The sequence below is a fragment of the Mogibacterium sp. CM50 genome, assembly GCF_000293155.1.
GTDB lineage: Bacteria > Bacillota > Clostridia > Peptostreptococcales > Anaerovoracaceae > Mogibacterium > Mogibacterium timidum.
The window spans coordinates 1-23718 of the sequence record NZ_ALNL01000024.1; the positions used below are offsets into that span (position 1 = coordinate 1).

The 23718-nt window shown below is 33.6% G+C and carries 21 protein-coding genes and 2 pseudogenes; 21 read left to right on the forward strand and 2 right to left on the reverse strand.

The window, feature by feature from the left end; translation table 11 throughout:
• Positions 1–153: 153 nt before the first annotated feature.
• Positions 154–2529: a helicase-related protein gene (locus HMPREF1152_RS03870; RefSeq protein WP_442852105.1), complete on the forward strand. Its 2376-nt coding sequence runs from the start codon at positions 154–156 to the stop codon at positions 2527–2529.
• Between the two features lie 40 nt (positions 2530–2569).
• Positions 2570–3229 carry a single-stranded DNA-binding protein gene (locus HMPREF1152_RS03875; protein ID WP_003042425.1) on the forward strand — a complete coding sequence of 220 codons (660 nt, stop codon included), beginning with the start codon at positions 2570–2572 and terminating at the stop codon, positions 3227–3229.
• Positions 3230–3297: 68 nt separating this feature from the next.
• Here the strand turns inward: HMPREF1152_RS03875 and HMPREF1152_RS03880 are convergent, their stop codons facing one another.
• Positions 3298–4629: a relaxase/mobilization nuclease domain-containing protein gene (locus HMPREF1152_RS03880; protein ID WP_009643866.1), complete on the reverse strand. Its 1332-nt coding sequence runs from the start codon at positions 4627–4629 to the stop codon at positions 3298–3300.
• Between the two features lie 2 nt (positions 4630–4631).
• The gene (locus HMPREF1152_RS03885; RefSeq protein ID WP_009643870.1) at positions 4632–4988 is read right to left on the reverse strand and encodes a plasmid mobilization protein; all 357 of its coding nucleotides are present in this window, start codon (positions 4986–4988) and stop codon (positions 4632–4634) included.
• A 298-nt stretch (positions 4989–5286) separates the two neighbouring features.
• Here HMPREF1152_RS03885 and HMPREF1152_RS03890 point away from each other — a divergent pair, with 298 nt between their 5' ends.
• From HMPREF1152_RS03890 to HMPREF1152_RS09960, 19 genes and pseudogenes are all read left to right on the forward strand, one after another.
• Positions 5287–5859: a TetR/AcrR family transcriptional regulator gene (locus HMPREF1152_RS03890; RefSeq protein WP_009643863.1), complete on the forward strand. Its 573-nt coding sequence runs from the start codon at positions 5287–5289 to the stop codon at positions 5857–5859.
• A gap of 103 nt (positions 5860–5962) precedes the next feature.
• Positions 5963–7702: an ABC transporter ATP-binding protein gene (locus HMPREF1152_RS03895; RefSeq protein ID WP_009643871.1), complete on the forward strand. Its 1740-nt coding sequence runs from the start codon at positions 5963–5965 to the stop codon at positions 7700–7702.
• Positions 7695–9404 (forward strand): ABC transporter ATP-binding protein, encoded by a 1710-nt coding sequence (locus HMPREF1152_RS03900; protein WP_009643867.1) that lies wholly within the window; start codon positions 7695–7697, stop codon positions 9402–9404. Before HMPREF1152_RS03895 ends, HMPREF1152_RS03900 begins: the two co-directional genes overlap by 8 nt.
• A gap of 2 nt (positions 9405–9406) precedes the next feature.
• Positions 9407–10924, forward strand: a complete 1518-nt coding sequence (locus HMPREF1152_RS03905) for an ABC transporter ATP-binding protein (protein WP_009643861.1) — start codon at positions 9407–9409, stop codon at positions 10922–10924.
• Positions 10914–11618 (forward strand): energy-coupling factor transporter transmembrane component T, encoded by a 705-nt coding sequence (locus HMPREF1152_RS03910; RefSeq protein WP_009643860.1) that lies wholly within the window; start codon positions 10914–10916, stop codon positions 11616–11618. Before HMPREF1152_RS03905 ends, HMPREF1152_RS03910 begins: the two co-directional genes overlap by 11 nt.
• Positions 11619–11628: 10 nt before the next feature.
• Positions 11629–12213, forward strand: coding sequence for an MptD family putative ECF transporter S component (locus tag HMPREF1152_RS03915; protein ID WP_009643868.1), 585 nt, complete (start codon positions 11629–11631; stop codon positions 12211–12213).
• Between the two features lie 267 nt (positions 12214–12480).
• Complete coding sequence (locus tag HMPREF1152_RS03920; protein WP_009643873.1) at positions 12481–12744, forward strand: hypothetical protein; 264 nt, start codon at positions 12481–12483, stop codon at positions 12742–12744.
• A gap of 95 nt (positions 12745–12839) precedes the next feature.
• A complete protein-coding gene (locus HMPREF1152_RS03925) occupies positions 12840–13481 on the forward strand; it encodes a TetR/AcrR family transcriptional regulator (protein ID WP_000119423.1) in 642 nt (213 codons plus the stop codon).
• A 57-nt stretch (positions 13482–13538) separates the two neighbouring features.
• Positions 13539–15290, forward strand: coding sequence for an ABC transporter ATP-binding protein (locus tag HMPREF1152_RS03930; RefSeq protein WP_009643865.1), 1752 nt, complete (start codon positions 13539–13541; stop codon positions 15288–15290).
• A complete protein-coding gene (locus tag HMPREF1152_RS03935; RefSeq protein WP_009643862.1) occupies positions 15291–17015 on the forward strand; it encodes an ABC transporter ATP-binding protein in 1725 nt (574 codons plus the stop codon).
• 8 nt (positions 17016–17023) lie between these two features.
• Entirely contained in the window at positions 17024–18538 is a 1515-nt protein-coding gene (locus HMPREF1152_RS03940; protein ID WP_009643859.1) for an ABC transporter ATP-binding protein, read from the forward strand.
• Positions 18538–19239 carry an energy-coupling factor transporter transmembrane component T family protein gene (locus HMPREF1152_RS03945; protein WP_009643864.1) on the forward strand — a complete coding sequence of 234 codons (702 nt, stop codon included), beginning with the start codon at positions 18538–18540 and terminating at the stop codon, positions 19237–19239. The genes HMPREF1152_RS03940 and HMPREF1152_RS03945 overlap by 1 nt, the downstream gene beginning before the upstream one ends.
• A gap of 17 nt (positions 19240–19256) precedes the next feature.
• Entirely contained in the window at positions 19257–19838 is a 582-nt protein-coding gene (locus tag HMPREF1152_RS03950; RefSeq protein ID WP_009643869.1) for an MptD family putative ECF transporter S component, read from the forward strand.
• Between the two features lie 252 nt (positions 19839–20090).
• Positions 20091–20501 carry a sigma-70 family RNA polymerase sigma factor gene (locus HMPREF1152_RS03955; RefSeq protein WP_000032596.1) on the forward strand — a complete coding sequence of 137 codons (411 nt, stop codon included), beginning with the start codon at positions 20091–20093 and terminating at the stop codon, positions 20499–20501.
• A 467-nt stretch (positions 20502–20968) separates the two neighbouring features.
• A complete protein-coding gene (locus HMPREF1152_RS09955; RefSeq protein WP_039883526.1) occupies positions 20969–21115 on the forward strand; it encodes a hypothetical protein in 147 nt (48 codons plus the stop codon).
• Positions 21116–21175: 60 nt separating this feature from the next.
• Positions 21176–22969: a recombinase family protein gene (locus HMPREF1152_RS03965; RefSeq protein ID WP_009643874.1), complete on the forward strand. Its 1794-nt coding sequence runs from the start codon at positions 21176–21178 to the stop codon at positions 22967–22969.
• Positions 22929–23246: pseudogene (locus tag HMPREF1152_RS03970) on the forward strand (23S rRNA (uracil(1939)-C(5))-methyltransferase RlmD); the annotation flags it as partial. The gene HMPREF1152_RS03965 and the pseudogene HMPREF1152_RS03970, both read left to right, overlap by 41 nt.
• A gap of 18 nt (positions 23247–23264) precedes the next feature.
• Positions 23265–23546 carry a CD1845 family protein gene (locus tag HMPREF1152_RS03975; RefSeq protein WP_009643858.1) on the forward strand — a complete coding sequence of 94 codons (282 nt, stop codon included), beginning with the start codon at positions 23265–23267 and terminating at the stop codon, positions 23544–23546.
• An 87-nt stretch (positions 23547–23633) separates the two neighbouring features.
• Positions 23634–23718 (forward strand): annotated as a pseudogene (locus HMPREF1152_RS09960) (replication initiator protein A); the annotation flags it as partial.

The window sequence follows — 23718 nt, forward strand, 5'->3', positions numbered from 1 at the left end:
GAACGCCGTATGCGAGGAAACTTGCACGTACGGTGTGGAGCGGGGGAAAAGGTAGAGATAATATCAAAACCTTACCTATCGCTATTCTACCTTTATACCAAAATGAGAAATGTAGCAGGTATTGGACAGTCTGAAGCCTTTAAGTCCTCCGATATGTTTATGAAGTGCAGATACATGGATGAAATGACAGGGGGAAAAGGAATTGTCTTTGCCACAGGAACGCCTGTCAGTAACTCGATGACAGAGCTTTATACGATGCAGCGTTATCTTCAGTATGAAAGCCTTAAAAAGAATAATTTGGAGCATTTTGATAGCTGGGCTTCTACCTTTGGTGAAACGCAGTCAGCTTTTGAATTATCTCCTGAAGGTACAGGGTATAGAGTAAAGACAAGATTTTCCAAGTTCTATAACCTTCCTGAACTAATGTCTATGTTTAAAGAAGTTGCGGATATTCAGACAGCAGATATGCTAAATCTTCCAACACCTGAAGCACGCTATGAAGTTATTAAAACTTTGCCAAGTGAGGAGCAAAAGGAAATTCTAAAGAGCTTATCTGAAAGAGCAGATGATGTGAGAAATAGGGTGGTAGAACCTGACGAAGATAATATGCTGAAAATCACCAATGACGGCAAGAAACTTGCCTTAGATCAGCGTTTAATCAATCCTTTGCTACCTGATAATCCTGACAGCAAGGTCAATGTGTGCGTGAAAAATGTCTTTTCCATTTGGGATAAGACAAGAGAAAATAAGTCTACACAGCTTCTTTTCTCCGATATGTCAACTCCAAAAGGAGATGGAGAGTTTAATATTTACGATGATATTAGAGAAAAACTTGTGGCAATGGGAATACCGAAAGAAGAAATAGCCTTTATCCATGAAGCAAATTCCGATAAGCAAAAGGATGAACTCTTTGCAAAGGTAAGAAAAGGAGATGTGAGGATTTTGCTTGGTTCTACTCAGAAGATGGGAGCCGGAACGAATGTGCAAAACAAGCTGATTGCACTTCATGACCTCGATGTCCCTTGGCGTCCTGCCGACCTTGAGCAGAGAGCCGGAAGAATTGTAAGACAGGGAAATGAAAACAAAGAAGTCAGCATATACAGATATGTAACGGAGAATACCTTTGATGCGTACCTTTGGCAGACCATCGAGAATAAACAGAAGTTCATTTCTCAGATTATGACAAGTAAAACACCTGTAAGAGTGGCGGAAGATGTGGACGAAAGTAGCTTAAACTATGCAGAGATTAAAGCCCTTGCCACAGGTGATCCTAAGATTAAAGAAAAGATGGATTTGGATAATGAGGTTACGAAACTTAAAATGCTTGAAGCAAACTATAAGTCCAATCGTTACAGATTAGAGGATAAGGTCGCTAAAAACTATCCGGAAGAAATTGCAAGAACAGAAAAGCTAATAGAATCTGTAAAGAAAGATATATTGGAAGTTGAACCTAAAGCGGAAGGAGAAGAGAAGTTTACTTCCATTACTATCGGTGGTGTGAAGATATTAGATAAAAAGTTAGCCGGAGAAAGGCTGCTTGAAGCGATTTCCAAAGTAAAAATCAATGAAAGCAAGGTCATAGGAAAGTACAGAAACATGGATTTGGAGGTCAGCTATAACTTCTTTACCAATGAGCATAACTTTAGCTTAAATGGTGCTGCAAAGCATTCAGGAGAGCTTGGAACGAGTGCGGACGGTAATATTACAAGGCTTGATAATGCTCTTGAGAAAATGCCTGAGAAATTAAAGAGGCTTGAAGAAAAGCTCTTCAGCACAAAAGAACAGCTTGAAAATGCCAAAGAGGAATTACAAAAGCCTTTTGAAAAAGCTGATGAACTAAAGAATAAGGTGCTTCGCTTGGCAGAACTGAATAAGCTCCTTGATATGGGAGAAGTGGAAGAAAAGAGAAATGATAATCCCCTTGTAGAAGATGTAAAACGAGCCATCATTGACTTCTGCAACAGAGAGTATGAGGAAAACCATAGTTATGATGAGTTTGACGCTCTATATCCTGATTTAAAGCACATAGGAATTGCTTATACTGATACACCGGATGAAAGACATGGCATACAGTTTGAGTTAGACCTTGAGAATTATACAGCAACTCAATATGTAAATGATGTTGTAGTAAGTCATTATGATTATGTAAAGGAAAATGGAAGTGTTGAAAAGGCTCTTGATGTCATAAAATTTGAAATGGAAAATGGAGAGTTTAATACCTTTGTTTCGGTAGATGAAGAAGAATTAAAGCAAGCAATGGGACTTGAAATTGATGATGAAGGTAACTTCTATGATCCACTTTCTAAAGACCTTGATAATGATGGAATTGCTGACAGATATGACAATGACTTTAAGGACAGCGATTATTTTGAGTCAACCTATGATGTTGAAGATAATTTGCATACCAAAGAGGAAGCCACACAGAAAACGGGTGATAAACCATCTATCTTAGGACAGATAAGAGCCTATCAGGAAGAAAGTAAAACAGAAGAAAAACAAACTGCAAAAGAACAGGAATATGTACGATAAGGGAGGGAAACCTCCCTTTTACCATGAAAGGAGATAAAACATGGATTACAAAACAATGAGAAATCAGATAGAAGATATGGTAAGTGATAATCACAAGGACTTTGTTAAGGCGGTTATCAGCATGGAAAAAGGTATCAACGATGAAAGTGCTTTGGATAAGCTCTATGAGGCTTATATGGACAATGACACCGTTAATTTACTGCATGAGGAATTTGATTACATGATTGAAGATTTAAGAGAACAGGGGCAGATTAAAGATCTTCCTTATGTTCAAGAGGAGAAAGATAATCTTGTCAATATCGTTGGAAATATTGTAGGAAAGATCGATGTAGTTGAAAGAGAAAATAAGAACGGCGAAGCCTTTCAAGTAGTAAACTTCTCTGTGGCATCTAAAGATGATGAGGGCAATAAGGTATATCATAATTGCTCCGCATACGGAGAAAAGGGTGATATTCCAAAAGACTTTAAGCAGGGAGATTTTGTAAAACTCTTTGGACAGATCAGAACTTCCGTTGACGATAACGGCAAGGAACATACTAACATCAGGATACTTTCTTCAAAGCTCTTAAAGGCAAAAGAACAGATGAAAGGTCGAGATGAAAAGAAAGAGTCTGTGCTTGGAGCTATCAAAAAATATCAGGCTGAAGATAAGGAAAAGCCTAAAGAAAAGAAAGAAACATCAAAAGAAGCAGAGAGATAAACTTATGGTCGGTGTGGTCTTGGGACTGCACCGACTCTTTTTTTATTTGCGAAAAAAGGAGATAAAGATTATCTCTCCATCTCCTTACCCATATAAATTCCGTAATTTTTTCGTATCTTATAAAGCTCGTCCATAGTGGATTTTGAGGAAGAATACTCTTGCATAAGGCTATTCTTTTTTTTTTGTAATTTATCAAGCTCAGCTAAAATATCCTTTGAATTTGGGAGCTTGGAATAAGATTTTTTAAGCTCTGAGAGAGCATTTTCATATAGGGTAATCTGAGCTTTGTACTCTTCAAAAAATGCCTTGTCAGACGGATTAGCAGTATATTCCTTGTAGCACGCTCTGTATTTTTTAACGGTATGAACTTGCTCCATAGTGGTGGAAAGCTTCTGCATTTCCTTATCAATAGTCTTGATTTTCTCTTGTATATTTTGCCTTTCATCGGCTGCTTTTTGAATATACTCGTCAAGCTGTTTAACGGATTTAATGCCATGTTCTCTGATATAAATAACAGACTCAGCCATTGTATGAAGGTTATGTTTGGTTGCCCAATATTCGTAGCCTTTGCTTTCCTTTACCTTTGCATTGGTGTTCATGTCAATAACATTGCCGATGCGCTTTTTGACGTCGGGAGTCTTGATAAACTCTCTTTCTGCAATTCGTTCTTTTAATCTTTCCTCGGTATAATCTTCTCCGATTGTTTTAGTCCTTGTAAATCTCGCCTTATCTTTTGGCTTAAAAGCAATGTGCTTACCGTATTTGATTTCATAGCCAAGATCAGCCATCTTCTTTAAAAATTCGTCCCAGTCCTTTGACTGTTTTATTATTCTATCAATGTCAAATTGAAGTTTACTTTTCCAAGAAGTGCCATGCTTTGCCTGTTCGTTTTCATACCAAGATTTACCGTTAATCTTATATTTTTTCTTATAGCTTTCGTAAAACTCGTCAATGACAGATAGGCTATTTTCTTTGCAGAGTTTATCACTCTGATAACGGATTTGGTGGTAGCTTTTCTTGTTAGACTGGTAGCACCTACCTGTTACCATATTTACATTATTGAAGATGATGTGATTGTGGATATGCTCCTTATCTACGTGAGTAGATAAGACAAATTCGTACTCATCTTTGAGTATCTTTTTACACAGCTCCATACCAATCTGGTGAGCCAATTCAGGGCTTGTTTCTCCCGGTAAAAATGATTGAATGAGATGTCTTGCAAGAACGGTTCCTTTTGTTCCTGCGTCATTTCGTGTCCTTAAAAACTGAGTGTGAGCAGTTGATTCGTGGCATTTATGAGTGCTTACTAAAAGCTGCTCGTCTGTTTTATCTCCATTTACAATGTAGTCGATAGCAAGATTAAGAGTCGATTTTATTGGGTGTATTTTTGTAATAGCCATTATTATTCACCTTCCGTTTCAGATGTTCTTTTCAGAAGTAGTGAATGAATTTGCCACAGCTCTTTTGAGAAATGTTCAATCTCTTTTTTTATATCACCTATGTCCTCTTTGTAGATTACACCTGTCGAATTTACTCGCTTTGCAATCTGATTGATGTTGTTTGTAGCGTTGGAAAGTAATCCTTGTAAATCTCGAAAAGGCTTTAAATCTACTTGATATATTTCCTTTTGTAAAACGCATTTGCGGATAAAATGACTCATATTTCTGCACTTTGCAAGTTTCCTTTTCTCTTCAAAAAGAGCTTTTTCTTCTTCAGTCAATTTAATTTCAAGTCGTTCATTTCGTATCCTATTTGCCATAGGTAATTCCTCCTTTATATGTATTTCGGGGTCTTAGGGTTCTCCCTAACAAGCTAAAAATTGATAAAAAAAGAAGCAGATCCCAAAGGGCTGCTTCATCAATTTTTCCGTAAGTGTCCGTACACTTACTGTGCTTGCTACATAAGAATGAATTAGATAGCAAGCGTTAAGCAAGTTTTGAATTTACTACTAAATTGTACCATAAGGACACCATAATTTCCACATGTAACTTGACAAATATTGAATTATAATTTATTATTAAATAAAGATTCAGTATTGGAATAGAAAGAGGTGTGCTATGGCACAAGTATTAAAAGAAGAAGTTAGAAATAGAATACTAAAAGCAGCAGAAAAAGTATTTTATGAAAAGGACTATAGAGGTGCCAAATTAACAGAAATTGCAAAAGAAGCAGATATTCCTGTGGCACTAATTTATACCTATTTCAAAAATAAGGAAGTTTTGTTTGATGCAGTAGTAAGTTCAGTTTATATAAATTTTGAGTCAGCCTTTGATGAGGAAGAGTCTTTGGAAAAAGGTTCTGCTTCTGAAAGGTTTGATGAAGTTGGAGAAAACTATATTCATGAACTTTTAAAAGAGCGTAAGAAGTTAATTATTTTAATGGATAAGAGCTCAGGTACAAAGCATACAGAAGCAAAACAAAAACTCATATCTCAAATGCAGGCTCATATTGAAGTAAGTTTAAAAAGACAATCGAAAGAGGAATATGATCCAATGCTTGCCCATATTTTAGCCAGTAACTTTACAGAGGGGCTTCTTGAAATAGCAAGGCACTATCAAAGTGAAAAGTGGGCAAAAGATATGCTAAAACTCATTGCAAGGTGTTATTACAAGGGAGTGGAATCCTTATAATTAGCACTAAAAAATAGACTTTGTGTAATCAGCAAAGTCTTACTTTAAACCTTAATATTGAATTATAATTCAATATTATTCAATTTTGAAAGGAGAGTTGTTCATGCCGGAAAAAGAATTAAGGAAAAAAGTGATTGGGAAAAATAGTTTATCCAATTCACTTCTTGCTTTAAAAATAGTATTTGATTTGATACCACAAATCTTACTTGTATATTTGATTAGTTCTTTAATCACAAACAATATTAACGAAGGTAATTTAAAGTATATATTCTTGGGAATCTTTATATCGTTTGTATTAAAAGGCGTGTTTTACTATTTTGCAACAAAGGTTGCCCATGAGAAAGCATACGAAAAATTGACAGAACTTAGGATAGATATTATCGGGCATCTAAAAAAACTAAGTTTGGGATTTTTCAAAGAACATAATACAGGGGAGCTTACGAACATTGTTCAACATGATGTGGAGCAAGTGGAAGTATACCTTGCTCATGGTCTTCCTGAAATAATGGCAGTTACGCTTCTGCCTACCATTATTTTTGTAGCTATGATTTTTGTAGACTGGCGTCTTGCTCTTGGAATGATTTCCGGAGTTCCACTCATGTATTTGGTAAAAGTTCTTTCACAGAAAACAATGGATAAGAACTTTGCTATTTACTTTAACCATGAAAACAAGATGAGAGAAGAGCTAATGGAATATGTAAAAAATATTTCTGTTATTAAGGCTTTTGCTAAAGAAGAGGAGATTAGCGAAAGAACATTAAAAACAGCAAGAGAGTATATTTACTGGATTAAAAAGAGCATGGGAGCAATTACAATTCCAATGGGACTCATTGACATATTTATGGAAATTGGAGTAGTTATTGTCATGATTTTAGGAAGCATATTTCTTTACTATGGAAATATTACAACACCTAATTTTATACTTGCCATTATTTTATCGTCTGCCTTTACTACATCTATAAGTAAGACAGCTACATTGCAACATTTTTCTATTGTGTTTAAGGAAGCTCTAAAGGCGATTGGAAAAGTTTTAACAGTTCCGCTTCCAAAGAAAAAGACAGAACAAGGTTTAGAATTTGGAAATATAGAATTTAAAGATGTGAATTTTGCATACGGAAAAGATAGCTTTGAACTAAAAAATATCAATTTAACTTTTAAGAAAAATAGTTTGAATGCCTTTGTAGGAGCAAGTGGTTGTGGGAAAAGTACTGTATCTAATTTACTTATGGGATTTTGGGATGCTGACAGCGGACGAATAGAAATAAATGGGAAAGATATAAAAGATTACAGTCAGGAAAATATTTCAAATCTCATTGGAAGTGTGCAACAGGAGGTCATCCTTTTCGATTTAAGTATTTTTGACAATATTGCAATCGGGAAACTTAATGCGACAAAAGAAGAAGTCATAGAAGCTGCCAAAAAAGCGAGATGTCATGACTTTATTTCAGCATTGCCAAATGGATATGAAACACGAGTAGGTGAAATGGGAGTTAAGTTATCTGGTGGAGAAAAACAAAGAATCTCTATTGCAAGAATGATACTGAAAAATGCACCGATTTTAATATTAGATGAGGCAATGGCAGCTGTTGATAGTGAAAATGAAAGACTAATCGGTGAAGCGATTGATGATTTAAGTAAGGATAAAACCATCATTACAATTGCTCATCATCTAAACACGATTAGAGATTCAGACCAAATTATAGTTATGGATAAGGGTGTTGTTCTTGATGCAGGAAGCCATGAAGAGCTGATGAAAAGATGTGATTTTTATAAGGATATGGTGGAAGCACAGAACAAGGTAGATAGATGGAATTTGAAAGAGGTGGTAACAGAAAATGTTTAGAGAAATGTTAAAGCTACTTACAAAAACCGGGAAGAGAGATTTGATTATATCAAGTGTATTCTTTGCCCTTTATGGACTAAGCTCCATAGCTATGATTGTTATCGTATTTTCTATACTGTTTCAGATATTTGATGGGACGAGTTTAGATATGCTTTATAAATATTTTATTGCGATTGGATTACTTGTAGTCTTCAAAGGTATTTGTAACATGGTTGCGGATATGAAAAAGCATAGTGCAGGTTTTGATATTGTTCAGCAAATAAGAGAACGCATGATTATCAAATTAAAGAAATTCAGTTTGGGATTTTATACCAATGAAAGACTGGGAGAGATCAATACAATTTTACACAAAGATGTTGATAATATGTCCCTTGTTGTAGGACACATGTGGTCGAGAATGTTTGGTGATTTTTTGATAGGTGCAGTCGTATTTGTTGGTCTTGCAAGTATTGATTTCAAACTTTCTATTATTATGGCTGTATCTGTTCCGATTGCACTTATCTTTCTATATCTGACAATTAAGCAATCTGAAAAAATAGAAAATCAGAACAACTCAGCACTTCTTGATATGGTTAGCTTATTTGTTGAATATGTTAGAGGAATACCTGTATTAAAGAGTTTTTCAAACAATAAGAGCTTGGATAATGAGCTTATGAATAAGACAAAAAAGTTTGGAAAAACAAGTAAAGTAGCTTCAAGATTCAAGGCAAAACAGCTATCTATATTTGGGTTTTTACTGGATATTGGATATTTAGTTCTTTTAATTACAGGAGCAATACTTGTTACAAAGGGAAGTCTTGATGTACTTCATTTTATTATCTTTGCAGTAATTTCAAAAGAGTTTTATAAGCCGTTCGCTTCTATGGAACAACACTATATGTACTATGTTTCGGCGATAGATAGTTACGAAAGACTTTCAAGAATTTTATATGCAGATGTAATCCCGGATAAAGTGAATGGAATTGTTCCGAAAGATAATGATATAGCTTTTGAAAACATAGATTTTTCTTATGAAAAAGATGAATTTAAAATGGAAAAATTGAGCTTTTCTATTGCTGAAAAAACAATGACAGCCTTAGTTGGAGAATCAGGTAGTGGAAAGACTACTATAACCAACTTGCTTCTAAGATTTTATGATGTGCATAAAGGGAAAATTACACTTGGAGGAACTGATATAAGGGATATTCCTTATGATGAGCTTTTAGATCGTATCAGCATTGTCATGCAGAATGTTCAACTGTTTGATAACACGATTGAAGAAAATATTAGAGTAGGTAAAAAAGGAGCTACAAAAGAGGAAATAATTAAAGCTGCAAAGAAGGCAAGGATACATGATTTCATTATGAGTTTACCAAAAGGTTATAAAACTGATATTGGAGAAAATGGTGGGATTCTTTCAGGTGGACAGAGACAAAGAATATCTATTGCAAGAGCCTTTCTGAAAGATGCACCGATTTTAATTCTTGATGAAATGACAAGTAATGTTGATCCTGTAAATGAATCTTTGATACAAGATGCTATTACAGAACTTGCAAAGAATAGAACTGTACTTGTAGTGGCTCATCATTTAAAAACAATTCAAAAAGCTGACCAAATTCTCGTATTTCAAAAAGGAAATTTACTAGAAAAAGGAAAGCATGGGGAACTTCTTGAGAAAGATGGTTACTACACAAAATTATGGAAAGCTCAATATGAGGTGTAACCATGATTTTGTTAAAAGATGTTTCTTATGAATGGGAAGATGGGCGAACTGCTTTAAAAAATATCAATCTTGAAATTAAAAAAGGTGAATTTGTTTTAATTTCAGGGAAAAGTGGAAGTGGTAAAAGCACTCTTGGAAGTGTAATGAATGGTCTTATTCCACATTATTACAAAGGCAAAATGAAAGGAGAAGCCTTTGCGTCCGGAAAAGATATAAGCAAATTATTACTTCATGAAGTAGGGCATATTGTAGGGACTGTATTTCAAGATCCAAGAAGTCAGTTTTTCACGACAACGACAGATGAAGAAATAGCTTTTGGGCTTCAAACTATCTGCAAATCAAGAGATAAAATCAAACAGAGAGTAGAAGAAGTATATGCAGAGTTGGATATTGAGGAACTTAAAGGAAAATCTGTTTTTGAATTATCAAGCGGACAGAAACAAAAGATAGCTATTGCAAGCATCTATGCGATGAATCCGAAAGTTTTAATTTTAGATGAACCTTCAGCAAATTTGGATATGAAAGCAACATTTGACCTGTTTTTAATTTTGGAGAAATTAAAGAAAAAAGGAACAACGGTTGTTCTAATTGAACATCGTTTGTACTATGTAAAGTCTTTATTTGACCGTTTTCTTTTGATGAAAGACGGAGAAATTACGAAAGACTTGAGTCGAGAAGAAGTTATCTATCTTGAAAGGGCGTTTTGGTATGAAAATGGACTAAGAACTCTTGAATTAGAAGAATACAGGATAAGTGAGAAGAAAGATTCATATCAATTAAATGATGAAAATATCATCGGAAAAGGCTTGAAATTTTGCTATCCGAATGTAGCTAAGGATGGAAATAAGAAAAAACATTACATTTTAAATCATCTTGATTTCAACATGGAGTACGGAAAAGCCATTGGTCTTATCGGCTTAAATGGTACCGGGAAAACCACCTTTGCAAGAGTGCTTTCAGGACTTGAGAAGATAGAAGAGGGAAAAATATGGGCGAGGGAAGATAAGTCGCTTAATCATAAAGATTTAATGGATATGTCATATTTTGTCTTTCAAGATTCAGACTATCAGTTGTTTTCGGAAAGTGTACTTGATGAAATGTTACTTGGTATTTCAAGTAAAGATAAAAAAGAAAATACTCAAAAGGCAAAGTCTATTTTGAGTGTACTCGGCTTAGACAAATACATTGATAAGCATCCGTTTGCTTTATCAAGAGGAGAAAAACAAAGACTGACAATAGCTTGTGGAATGATGAAACAGGCAAAGATTTTCATCTATGATGAACCAACATCAGGTTGTGATAAAGACTCAATGCTTTCCGTCGCAAAACTGATTGAAGAACAATTGAAAATTGGGACAACAGTTTTGGTAATAAGTCATGATTTTGAGTTTTTAGCAAACACAGTGAGCAAGCTATGGGTAATGGGAGATGGAAAAATAGAAACTGTTTTAGATATGAGTGAAAGTAATAAATTTCTCATATTAGACAAGATGAGAGGAGGTAGAGAGCTTGTCAGATAGAAAAACTATAGATCCGAGAATAAAACTTACTCTACTTCCAATTGTTGGATTTACGAGCTTTTTTATAAGCGATACAATTCTACTTTTTGTACTAATTGTTTTTGCCTTTTTTCTTTATTTATATAGCGGGATGTGGAAAAGAGCGTTACGCTTTATCTTGTTTTTTGTGCTTTTATACTGCATAGAGTTAGGGCTTGGAAAATTTTGTGAAGCAAGTATTGTATTTGGAATATATATGTTTATTTACTTTGCATCAAGAATGACCTTAATCGCTATGTTTGGTGGATATATAACAAAGACTACAAGTGTAAGTGAAATACTGGAAGCGTTAAATAGAATGAAAGTACCAAGAAGCATTGGTATACCTTTTAGTGTTTTGCTTAGGTTTGTACCAACTATAAAAATAGAACTCAAGGCATTAAAAGAGAATATGAAGATTCGAGGAATTGTAACAAGCAGATTTTTCCCATTGCTACATCCAATTAAATATATTGAATATACGCTTGTTCCGCTTTTAATGAGAATTATTAAGATTTCAGATGAACTGTCAGCTTCAGCACTTATTAGAGGACTTGATAGTGATGAGAAGAGGGTAACATTAACAGAATTGCGGTTTAGAAAAACAGACTTAATGATTGGAATATTAGGAGCTTTGATGATTGCTCTTGTGATAGTAATACAGAAAATTTATTAGGAGGACTTTTATGAAAAACAAATTAAATGGTCGTGATTTTATTACAATCGGAATCTTTAATGCAATTGGAATTGTCATATACATGGCAGTTGCATTTGCTATGGCAACAACAGTTATTGGAGGATTTATTGCTTCAGGAGTTAGCTTTATGATAGCTGCTACCGTTTATATCCTTATGGCTGTAAAAGTTAAAAAGAAGGGTGTATTTACAATATCAGGAACGCTTCTTGGTTTAATTGCGTTGTCAGGAGGACATTTGCCTCATGCAGTCTTTGCTGTAATCGGTGGAATTATATGTGATTTGATTATAGGAAATTATGAGAGCAAGGGACGAATGATTATTGGGTATGGGACATTTGCATTAGCAGATTTTTTAGGAACAGTAATTCCTGTAATTTTATTCGGGACTGCTTCTTTTGTGGAAAGAGCATCAAAATGGAAAATGAGCGAAGCACAAATAAATGAAGCATTATCTTATTTCAAAGTCTCATGGACAGTAGGCTTTGGTTTGATAACTTTTGTTCTTGCTTGCATAGGAGCATTCGCTGCAACAAAGATACTCAAAAAGCATTTTGAAAAAGCAGGAGTGATTTAATAATAGATTTACTTAGGAGGAAAAGTAATGGAGGGATAATCATGTCAAAACTTATAGTTTCAGTTTTCACAGAACGATATAATTATCCTTTTTTATGCTTGGACTTACTTTTGTATAGCAATATATCGCCATTACAAACATACAAATAGTCTCAATATAACAAATCAATAGTTTTCAAGTTAAGAGGACTTTTACGCCAAAGTGTAGAAGTCCTCCTTTTTTATTCTCAAAAAGCAAACCACAGAACAGGAAAAGGAGGATAACTAAGTGGCTAAAGAATATTACCTTTATGTGAAAGGAAAAGCTGTACCTGTAAGCGAAGAAGAAAAACAAAAGCTTGAGGAAGAAGAACGAAAAATAAATGAAAGAAAAGATAGGATTCACCAAAATTATTTGAAGCGTAAAGCAAACGGCAAACAACAGGAATATGAGGACAGATACAAGGCAAGGAGAGAGGAGAAAAAACAGGAAAAGCTAAAGAGTTTGAAAAGAACAGGGATAAAGCTAAAGGATTTAGATGGTAATTTGTAGGATTTGTGATATATTGACTAAAAGCTAAAAATATGATAATATAACTATCAAAGATAATATAATTATCATAAAAGAAAATGAGAGGTGAAAGTTAGATGTCTTATTGCTCTGATATAACAAAAAATAGAATTTTAGAATGTGCTAAAGGGGAATTTTTAAGCAAAGGATTCGAAAATGCACAGGTAGCTGAAATTGCTAAATTAGCAAAAGTAACTACAGGAGCTATTTATCGTCATTTCAAAAATAAGGAAGCATTATTTTTTGCTCTAATTGAAGAGGAATATAATTACACATTAGATGTTGTTTCTGATGTTGAAAAAAGGAGCGAACAAAAAACTATTAGGATAGACTCTGATTTAGTCGATGATGAAGCAATTATAGAAAATTTATTCTTGGAAACAATGCTATTTGTTGATTATATGTATGCACATTTTGATAACTTTAAGCTGATTTTTGCGTGTAGCAAAGGGTCGCAAGTAGAAAACTTTATTGAGGATATTACTGAAAGATATACAGCTAAAAATATGAAGCTTATTCTTTTCAACGCTAAACAAGAGCAAATTATCACAGAGATTAAAGAGTTTGAAGTTCATGTCATTACAAAAGGCTATATTACATCTCTATGCGAGTGTATTCTTCATGATATACCGCATGATAATGTTGGCGAATATATTAGAAGCATTGTTGTTTTTCAATATTATGGTTGGCAAGGCTTAATGAAGAAAAACAACAAATAAATTTTTTCAAAGGGTTAGCGATAACTAATTGATCATCTGTTTGTAGGGGGTGTTTCCTTGAAAAGTAACAATAAAAATGTCATTTCAGAGTTGCTTAAATACGCTGATGGCGAGAAAAAACAATTATACAAATCAATTTTGTTAGCGACCATAGGGGAACTGTTTGGAATGATTCCTTTTTTAGCAATAGCAAAATTGATAGAAAAAATATATCAATCTGAAGTGTCATTTAGAACTATATTGTGTTTAACACTTATAGCTTTGTGTGGACAAGTTTTAAAAGGTATTTTTACTTTATATTCAACGATAATCTCACACAAAGCAACATTTCATATTTTAAAAAATATACGAAGTTTAGTAGCTGAAAAAATGCTAAGAGTACCTATGGGTGTAATGATAGATACTCCTATAGGTAAATTTAAAAATTTAATTGTAGATACAGTGTCTAAGCTGGAAGATTCAATGGCTCATTTTATGCCGGAGATAACATCAAGTATAGTATCTCCTGTTTTATTTTTGGTTTTGATTTTTGCTTTGGACTATAGGATGGGATTGGCTTCGTTACTTACAATTCCTTTGGGAATGCTTGGATATATAGGGATGATGAAAGATTATGAGTTTAGAAGCAAAACTTATACGACTGCTCAAAATAATATGAATAGCACATTGGTTGAATATGTTAATGGCATTGAGGTCATAAAAGCTTTTAATCATAGTACATCTTCATATGAAAAATTTACGAGTGCAATTCAATTTTTCCATGATAGTACCCTTGCTTGGTGGAAACAAAGCTGGTTATGGTCAGCATTTGTTCAAGCAGTTATGCCGTCAACACTTTTGGGGACTTTGCCAGTTGGTGCATATCTATATATGAATTCTCAAATATCTCTATCAAATTTCATTGTGTGTATTATCTTACCTATCGGCTTTATTGCACATTTAATGAAAATCGGAAAGTATTCGGAGCAATTCAGTATGGTTAAGGCGAGTTTAGATGTAATAGATGAATTTTTATCGACAGAGGAACTTAAAAGACCAAAAGAGAGAGCAGTTCTTGATAATACTCTGTATCGTTTTGTAAATGTTTCGTTTGCTTATGATAAAGAACTTGTGCTAAAAAATATCAACTTTGAATTAAAACCAAATACAGTAACGGCACTGGTTGGCAACTCAGGATCCGGAAAATCAACTATAGCAAAGTTAATGGCTGGCTTTTGGGATCCAACAGCAGGTAACATAATTTATGGAGGTAAAAAAATTTCTGAAATTCCATTTGAACAGCTAACAAGTGAGATAAGCTATGTTGCTCAAGATAATTTTTTATTTAATACAAGTATAAAAGAAAATATAAAAATGGGAAATCCAACTGCAAGTGATGAGGAGGTTATTGAGGTGGCTAAAGCTGCATCTTGCCATGACTTTATTATGGAACTTGAAGATGGATATAACACAAAGGTTGGTGATGCAGGAGGTTCTTTGTCGGGTGGAGAAAGGCAAAGAATTACCATTGCAAGAGCAATGTTAAAACAATCTAAGGTAATAATTTTAGATGAAGCAACTGCATTTGCGGATCCAGAAAATGAATATCTCATTCAAAGTGCAATTAACAATCTTATTAAAGGAAAGACTTTGATAGTGGTTGCTCACAGACTTTCTACTATTACAAATGCTGATACAATCCTTGTTATGAAAGATGGAGAAATTGTAGAGAATGGAACTCATGAAAATCTTGTGAAAAAAGATGGAGTATATGCTTCATTGTGGAAAAATTATGTGGGCAGACTAGATGACGGAAAGGAGGCGATTTAAGTGATTGCGATTGTAAAACGAATATTAAAAATATCAGGGAAATATCGAAAAAATGTAATCCTAGGTCTTATATTTAGTGGATTAAAATCATTTTTCGTTTCTTTGATGTTGTTGGCGGTTTTATTGATTATGATTAATCTTGAACAATTGAACATGACTATTATTATGCAGGCAACAGCGATTATAGTTGTGAGTATATTCGGCAGATTCATATTTCAGTATCTTTGCGATAGAAAACTTAGTGCCTCAGGCTACGAGATTTTTAAGGATAAAAGAATTGAAATAGGCGAAAAATTAAAGAAAGCTCCGATGGGATATTTTTCAGAAAAAAACTTAGGGACAATTCAAGCTGTTTTAACGACAACTATTTCCGACTTAGAAGCTATGGCAATGCTTGCGATGAACTTTATTGTTGGTGGATTTTTCCAAGCTCTAACTATGACAATCATGTTATTAATCTTTTGTTTCCCGGTAGGGATGGTGTCTTTAATTGCGATAATCCTTGGAATAGTTGTTCTTAAATTAATCACAAAGAAAACTGAAAAATATTCTCCTATTATGCAAGATTCGCAGGAAATATTAGTTACAGAAGCAATTGAATATATCAGAGGAATTTCAGTGCTTCGTTCATTTAAGAAAGGGACTGATGGAAAAAACAAAGTTGAAAAAGCTTTTATGAGGAAATGCGAAGTTGATATAGAGGTCAATGAAGGTTCAGCTTATTTAATGAAATTATATGAAATGATTTTCAAGGTAGCAAGTTGTGCCTTAGTGTTTGTTGCTACGGTTTTATATATGAATTCACAAATTCCACTTTCATATGCACTGATGTTTATAGTATCTGCCTTTCTGATTTTTTTGGAATTGGAGTTGGTCAGCGATGGAGCTTTTTTAAGTAGGATGCTTGCAACACAACTTAATAGACTGGAATATATTTCGGATATACCTTCACTTGATGATGGTGGAAAAGAGATTGATTTGGATTCCTATGATATTGAATTGAAAGATGTTTGTTTCGGCTATGGAGAAAGGGAGATTTTGAATAATATAAACTTGCAAATAAAGTCTAATAGCAGTTTAGCCATTGTGGGTGCTTCAGGTTCCGGGAAAACAACGCTATGTAATCTGATAGCAAGATTTTGGGATGTAAAAAAAGGTGAAGTTCTTATTGGTGGACATAATGTTAAGGATTTTACTTCTGAAAGCCTTTTAAAAAATATCAGTATGGTATTTCAGAAGGTGTATTTGTTTAATGACACGATTGAAAACAATATAAAATTTGGAAATCCAAACGCAACACATGATGAGGTGGTGGAGGCTTGCAAGAAAGCTTGTTGCCACGATTTTATAACAAGCCTTAGTGATGGATACGACACTGTTGTTGGTGAGGGTGGTTCAACTCTGTCGGGAGGAGAAAAACAAAGAATATCTATTGCAAGAGCTATTTTGAAAGATGCACCAATTATTATTCTCGATGAAGCGACTTCAAGCGTAGATCCTGAAAACGAGTATATGTTAATCAGTGCAATTAAGGAATTAACAAAAAATAAAACACTTATTAGTATTGCACATAGACTATCTACAGTAAGAGAAGCAGATCAAATTATTGTCATTGATAAAGGTAGAATTGTGCAACGAGGCAATCATAATGAACTAATTGGTCAAGATGGAGTATATAAACATTTCATTGAAATTAAAAAACAATCTATTGGTTGGCAAATATAGGTGATGAAATGGGAGATGTAGTTATTGATTTTGATAATGTAAGTTTCAGTTATGGAACACAAACAGAAGGGAGTCTCAGAAATATAAATTTCAGAGTTAAAGAAGGAGAATTTATTTTGCTTACTGGTCAGTCTGGTTCAGGGAAAACAACTGTTACAAGATTGATAAACGGCTTAATTCCACATTTCTTTGAAGGGGTTTTAACTGGAACTGTGAAAGTGTTAGGAAGTGATATAAAGACTGTTACTCCCGGAGAAATGGGTAAAAATACTGCTTCTATATTTCAAAATCCACGAAGTCAATTTTTTACAACGAATAGTACCAAGGAAGTGGCATTTGCTCTTGAAAATTATGGAATAGATAGAGATGAAATGATAGATAGAGTGAATTGTGCATTTCACGATTTTGAAGCTGAAAATCTTATGGATAGGGATATGTTTTCTTTATCTAGTGGTGAAAAACAGAAGATAGCGATTATAGCTGCAAAAACCTTGAATCCTAAGATTTATGTTTTCGATGAGCCATCTGCAAATTTAGATATTCCTTCAATTCTTAAATTGAAGGAAATAATGGAAAGCTTAAAGAAACAAGGACATACAGTGATTGTTTCAGAGCATAGATTGTTCTACTTAAAAAATTTGGTAGATAAATGCTTGATAATGAAAGATGGAGAAATTGATAGGCAACTAAATCACGATGATATTGAAAATTTGAATGAAACAGATCTTCAAACATATAAACTTAGAACATTTAATTTGAGCAATATCAAGTATGGTTTGAAGAACAATGCACCTATTAGTAAGCAACAATCAGACTTTAAGGTGGAGAATTTATCATTTTCGTATAATGTAAATAATTCGATTTTAAATAATTGTAATTTAGAAGGAAATTTTGGTGAAACAGTAGCTATAGTTGGACACAACGGAAGTGGCAAAACTACATTGGGAAAAATAATGTCAGGATTGTTAAAAGCAAGAGGTGGACAATTTTTTATTGAAGGTAAACTTACGAAGCAAAAGGAGTTATATAAAAGTGTATATTTTGTGATGCAAGATGCAGACTATCAACTGTACTCTGATTCTGTTGTTTCTGAGTTAATGCTCAGTTCTATGAATAGCATTAAGACTATTAAGCAAAATGATGAGAAAATAGAAGATGCGATGAATTTATTGAATATTTCATCATTCAGAAATAGACACCCGCAAAGTTTATCAGGAGGGCAAAAGCAGCGAGTTACTATTGCGGCTGCAATAGCTTCAAATAAAAAAATTATGATTTTTGATGAGCCGACTAGTGGACTTGATTATGAGAATATGGAAATCGTATCTGAAGCAATTAATGCTCTTCGTAAAAAAGGGATACTGATTTTTGTTATTTCCCATGATTTAGAGTTTTTAAGTAGAGTAGCAACTAAAGCAGTTTTTATAGAAAATAATACTGTTAGCAAAAGGAATAGTTTAAAGAAAAGTGGTGAGTTTGAAACAATAAAAAGATTTTTACTACAGAGTGAGGTACATGAATAATGAGCAAATCTTGTAAACAAAATGGAATAAGATATGATCCAAGAATTAAGTTGTTACAAGTTTTAATTATAGGGGTTTTAGTATTTACTTTGACTGGTAAAAAGTATGAGATTCTACTTTTTTTGTCAGTATTTGCATATGGAATGATAAGTGGCATATACAAAACTTGTTTTAAATTTTTAGCTTTATATATAGTGTTGTTTATGGTAGCGGAAATAAGTCCATTATTTATTTCAACTACAATACACTATTTTGTCCTATGTCTTATAACATTGACTCTTGCAGCTATAAATATGATTAGAACAAGTGAAATATCTGAAGTATTAGCTTCCTTGCAAAATATGAAAATCCCATATTATATAACTATTCCATTAGCTGTTATTTTAAGATTTTTCCCCACTCTAAAACAGGATATTACTTGTATAAAGCAGGGAATTAAGACTAGAGGGATTGATATTTCTTTCCTTGGATTTTTAAAACATCCTTTTAAAGTTTATGAAATGATGTTGATTCCTATGTTAATGCGAATGTTATGTACTGCAACTGAGTTGTCGGCATCTGTTGAGACACGAGGACTTGGAGTTTCGTGTAAAAAAACTAGTTATACAGAAGTCAAATTTCGTATGCTTGATATGTTATTGCTAGTAATAATGATAGTATTTTATCTAGCTATCATCATTATGAAAATAAAAAATATTTAAAAACAAGGAGAATAATTATGGAAGAAAAAAAGAAATTTCAAATTAAAGATTTAATTATTACAGCACTAATGGTGTTATGCTCACAGGTTTTATATAGAGTGTTATCTTTTCTGTTCATATCGCCATACACAATGTTATTAACAGTTCCGATATGGTCAATTATTGGAGCAATTGCCTATTTCTTAGTACCGGTAAAAACAAAAAATCCATGGATGATTTTATTATTTTGTGTACTTACAAGCATTATAGGTTTTTATCCACCATATATCATTAGTTGTATATTTGCCGGGATTATAGCTATGTTGATTGCAAGAACAAAAGGGGTTGGCAATTATAAAGGATTAACAATTGGATATATGATATTTTGTGTTCTCGCCGGCTTTGGTGGAATGTATGTACCATTTCTTTTTTATGCAGATCAAACACTTAAATCTTATGAAAAAATGTTTGGGAGCGAATATTTAGGTACATTAACTAAAATTGTTTCTCCTATGACTACAGCAATAATGCTTATTGTAATAGCCATTTGCGGATTGATTGGAGCAGTAATTTCTAAGAAACTATTGAAGAAACATTTTGAAAAAGCAGGAATGATTTAATCAATCTTTGTTTGTGAGGGGAAAAAAATGGATTAAATAATGGAGGTAATTGCTATGTATTATTTAGGGTCTGTTATTCATATAGAAAAAAACAATAGACCTTTTTGATACTGGTAATTACCATAAAAAATCAAATTTAAAATATAAGGAAAGAGCAAGTTTCTTTCATTTTAGAGGACTTATTATGCCTATGTGCAGAAGTCCTCCTTTTTTGTCTAAAAACGTAGACAAAAAAGAAATGGAGGAAATAAAATGTCAAAAGAATATTACCTTTATGTCAACGGACAAAGGGTTAAAGTCAGCGAGCAGATATATAAAGTCTACTGGCGAGAAAAAGAACACGAAAAATATTTAGAGCAGGTGGACAAGAAAAACCACTTGCTCTTTTTTTCATCATTGGATCATGACGGACATTTTGCAGATAGCATTATTGATGAAAGCGTTGATGTAGAAAAGATTGTGGAAACACAGATGATGATTGAAGCAGTCAGAAATGCTATATCAAGGCTCAATGCAGAAGAAAGAGATATTATTGAACGCTTATATTTCAATGATGAAACGGTTCGTTCAGTGGCAAAGCTCAAAAGTATTACACATCCAGCTTTAATCAAAAGAAGAAACAAAATTCTTGAAAAGCTGAAAAAAATTATCGAAGAACTTTAAAACTTCGGTAACCAAAGGGGTCAAATTTTCCTTATGTAAAGTGAAGGGGAGTTTGACCTCCTTTACTTTCTTGGGTAAGGGATACGCCTGCTTATGGCAAATAGGAAAATGTAGAGAAAACAATCCCTTTCAAATATTGCTCTTTGACAACTGAATAGACCATGACGGGACTTTTAATTACTTAGTGAGCGTAAGGAATTTACGCCATGACTTTCCTGCTGAAGAAATTCGGTTTAAATGAATACTGTCAAAGACAAGGATAGAAGGAAACGAGCGATAAATAAATTTTCTTAAAGCAAAGAACGAGGATAACTTTGCGAGCGATGACCTAAGTAATGATAATGATACTTCTTTAGTGAAAACCGGCTCATCTTAACAGGGGCGGTGGTGAGATTCCAATGTTGCTTATCCTAAGCACCCGTTAATGTCATAAAACTTTAGATAAAATTATATGAGGAGGATTTAGAATGAATAATGAACTATTAAGATATAGCCTCCAATTATCTATGCTATCTATCTTGCTCTCTAAACATTTACTAAACGATATTGAATATAGAAAGATAAAGTTAAAACTGATGAAAAAGTACAACATTTCAACAGAATTATATTTATAATGTTTTGCGAGTGTGGTATAATAGAACTGCATAGAGAGATACAAAAAGGAGGCGGATGCAGTGAAGAAAGATGTAAAAGTTATTAAAGGTGATACCACACTGAAAAGAACTGCATCAGGCTGTGTTGAACGCTCAATAAAGAGAGTGGCAGCGTATTGCAGAGTTAGTACGGATACTGAAGATCAGATTAACAGCTATAATTCTCAAGTAGAACACTACACAGAATTTATAAAGAAAAATAAAGAGTGGACACTTGCAGGAATATATGCTGATGAAGCGATAACCGGTACACAGGTTGACAGAAGAATTGATTTTCAAAGACTAATCAATGATTGTATGAACGGCGATATAGATATGATAATTACAAAGTCTATATCAAGATTTGCAAGAAATACATTAGACACCTTAAAGTATGTAAGAAAGTTGAAAGAGTTTAATGTTGCGGTCTTTTTTGAAGAGGAAAACATAAACACCTTAACAATGGACGGAGAGTTGCTTTTAACAATTTTAAGTTCAGTTGCGCAACAGGAAGTAGAGAACATTTCAGCCAATGTCAAAAAAGGTTTGAGAATGAAGATGGAAAGAGGAGAAATGGTCGGCTTTCAAGGGTGTTTAGGCTACGACTATGATCCGGAAACTAAAAGCATTTCTATCAATGAAAAAGAAGCTGAGATTGTAAGATATATTTTCAGAAGATATATTGAAGGTGTTGGCGGTATGGTAATCTCCAGAGAACTTGAAGAACAAGGATATTTATCGCCAAGAGGAAATAAAAGATGGACGGAAACAACAGTTTTAGGAATCATAAAAAACGAGAAATATAAAGGGGATCTTATGATGGGAAAGACCTATACGGTTGATCCTATTTCAAAGAGAAGATTGGATAATTTCGGAGAACAGGATAAGTTTTATATAGAGAACCATCACGAGCCAATCATTTCGGAAGAAGATTTTGAAAAAGCTCAAGGTATTAGATTAAGAAGGTCAAAAAACAGAAATACCGTTGCTAATAATGGCGGTAAGAGAGAAAAGTATTCAAGAAAATATGCTTTTAGCAGCATGCTTGAATGTGGATTTTGCGGTCATAATCTTTCAAGAAGAAATTGGCATTCGAGTTCAGAGTATACAAAAGTTATATGGCAGTGTGTCAATGCTACTAAAAACGGAAAGAAGTATTGTCCGCATAGTAAAGGGATTGAAGAAGAAGCCATAGAAAAAGCATTCATGGAAAGCTATCGTCAGGTATGCCACAATAATGTGGAAATTACTAATGAATTCCTTAAAACTGTGGAAGAAGAATTGAAAGACAACAGTTTAGCTAAAGACCTGAAGAAGATAACAAATCAACTTGATAAGATACTAAAGAAAGAAAAGGATCTTGTTGAGTTAAGGCTGAATGAGTCAATCAGCATGGATATATATCAGGATAAGTATAATGAAATAGCTATTAGTAAAGAGAAATTACTTGCAGAAAAAAGGACTTTAGAAGTAACACTCACTGATGAAAAAGCGTTGAAGAAAAGGCTCGAGGGGTTTAAAAAATTACTTGAGTCCAATAAATATCTTGAGGAATTTGATAGGGCAGTATTTGAAAGTATAGTAGATAAAATCATCATTGGGGGAACTAACGATGAAGGTGAAATTGATCCTGCAATGATTACTATCATATATAAGACTGGAAAAAAAGATTCTCAGGACGGAAGATTATTCAAGAGCAGAAGAAAAAATGCCAAGGAAGTTAATGAGGAAACTGACAACAAATTGTATCCTCATTCAAGCGACGAGGTCAATAATTTGTGTTCCTATCCTATGGACAACACATGTGGAGACGGTAGCGTTATTGTCCAAACTTGATGTCGATAAACATATAGATGTTGAAATTAAGCTTGATGAGCTTGATTTGACAAGTGCTGAAAGTAAAGCGACTTATGCACAAATCAAGAAATATATATTGGAAAAGTTTGATTTAAAGGTTTCGACACTCTATATTGCACAGATTAAAAAGAAATGTGGAATTGTACTGAGGGAGCATTATAATAAATCAAAAAAAGAGAAACAGGTTATTCCACAATGCACACCGGAAAAAGAGGAAGCTATCATGGATGCGTTAAGGCATTTTAAGATGATTTAATAGAAATGGAGGGTATTTATGAGATGGATAATAAAAATAATCTTGTTCCCAATCAGTTTGCTGTTAAGCATTTTGACTGCCTTTCTGACATTCTTGCTCGGCATAGGAACAACTATTCTATATTTCTTAATGCTTATGTGTATCGTTGCTGCAATAGGATCATTTATACAAAAAGATATATCACTTGGAATTGAGGCGTTGGTATTAGGATTTTTGTTAAGTCCATATGGAATACCCATGGTCGGAGCAACAGTTATAGCATTTCTTAAAGGTATCAATGAAGCAATAAAATCAATCTAAAAAATTTCATACAAATGGTTACCAAAGGCGATAGAAGAAAAACTATCGTCTTTTTCTTTGCAAATTTTTTGGGGAGGAGGTGAAGCGATGGACTTTGACTATTTCTATAACAGAGAAGCAGAAAGATTTAACTTTCTAAAAGTACCTGAAATATTGGTAGACGGAGAAGAAT